Genomic DNA, 1,464 nt, shown 5'->3' with positions numbered 1-1,464 from the left:
CACCGCCGCCCTCAGGCGGCGGGACGGGGGCATTCACGGGATCGTTCATGGCTCAAGAGAAAAGGCACGGCCTGCGGGCGAAAACCCGCCATCATGCCAGCAGCGCGTCGTCCAGCACTTCGATCCAGTGGCGCACCGGCGTGTCCGTGCCCCCCTGCAGGTGCTGGATGCAGCCCACGTTGCCCGAGAGAATCGCAGCGGGCGGCTGGTCGGGGAAGACCTCGCCCAGGGCGCCCAGCTTGCGCTCGCGCAGTGGCTGGGCGAGCTCGGGGTGCAATACCGAATAGGTGCCGGCCGAGCCGCAGCACAGGTGCAATTCCACCCGTGCCAGCCTGAGCTCGAAGCCCAGCGCCGCCAGGCCCCGCTCGACGCCGCCGCGCAGTTTCTGGCCGTGCTGCAGCGTGCAGGGCGGATGGTAGGCGAAGGCTTCGGCGGGCACGCGCACGCGGCCCTGCAGCAATTCGGCCAACTCGGGCAGCAGCTCGGACACGTCGCGCGCCAGGGCGCTGATGCGCGCGGCGCGCTTGGCGTACGCCGGATCGCCCTGCAGCAGGTGGCCATATTCCTTGACCGTGACGCCACAACCCGAGGCGTTGATCACGATGGCCTCGACCTCGCCGCGCTCCACGTAGGGCCACCAGGCATCGACGTTGGCGCGCATCTGCGCCCGGCCGCCGTCCTGGTCGTTCAGGTGGAAGCGGATGGCGCCGCAGCAGCCCGCCTCGGGCGCAACCAGGCATTCGATCCCCGCCGCGTCCAGCACCCGCGCCGTGGCGGCGTTGATGTTCGGCGCCATGGCCGGCTGCACACAGCCCGCCAGCAGCAGCACCTTGCGCGCATGCCGGCGCTGCGGCCAGGGGCGCTCCTGCTGCCCGGATGAGGATTTCGGCGGCACCTTCTCGCGCAGCCGCCCCGGCAGCAGGCCGCGCACCGCCTGGCCCGCCTTCATGGCCGGGCCGAACAGTGGCGAACCCAGACCCTCCTTGAGCAGCCAGCGCACGGCGCGCTCGCCGGCCGGGCGCGGTACCTGCTCGTCCACGAGGCGCCGCCCGATGTCCACCAGCCGGCCGTACTGCACGCCACTTGGGCAGGTGGTCTCGCAGTTGCGGCAGGTCAGGCAGCGGTCCAGGTGCAGCTGCGTGCGCCGCGTCGGCACCTCGCCTTCGAGCACCTGCTTGATCAGGTAGATGCGTCCGCGCGGGCCGTCGAGCTCGTCGCCGAGCAGCTGGTAGGTCGGGCAGGTGGCGGTGCAGAAACCGCAATGCACGCACTTGCGCAGGATGGCCTCGGCCTCCTGTCCTTCGGGCGTGCCGGCGTATCGGGGTGCGAGTCGGGTCTGCATGGCGTGAATGGGAAGTGGGTGGGCAGCCGGGGAACTGAAGGGGCGCGAAGACAGGGGCCTCAGCGGCGGGGCGCCGGGCGGCGCAGCAGACGGGCATCGGCGATGAGCGGCGGCAGCGACAG

1 protein-coding gene is annotated in these 1,464 nt (G+C 71.7%); it reads right to left on the bottom strand.

From position 1 onward, the window contains the following. Positions 1–91: 91 nt before the first annotated feature. Entirely contained in the window at positions 92–1,342 is a 1,251-nt protein-coding gene (gene glcF, locus A612_RS04655; RefSeq protein WP_019373379.1) for a glycolate oxidase subunit GlcF, read from the bottom strand. Positions 1,343–1,464: the final 122 nt, after the last annotated feature.

It is taken from the genome of Melaminivora alkalimesophila (assembly GCF_000282995.1).
Lineage (GTDB): Bacteria > Pseudomonadota > Gammaproteobacteria > Burkholderiales > Burkholderiaceae_C > Melaminivora > Melaminivora alkalimesophila.
Note: the sequence above shows the minus strand (reverse complement) of the source record. Positions and strands in the feature narration are given on the sequence as shown.

Coding starts and splice junctions, on each gene's coding strand:
- glcF (WP_019373379.1), bottom strand. CDS start 1,342: ATGCAGACCCGACTCGCACCCCGATACGCCGGCACGCCCGAAGGACAG.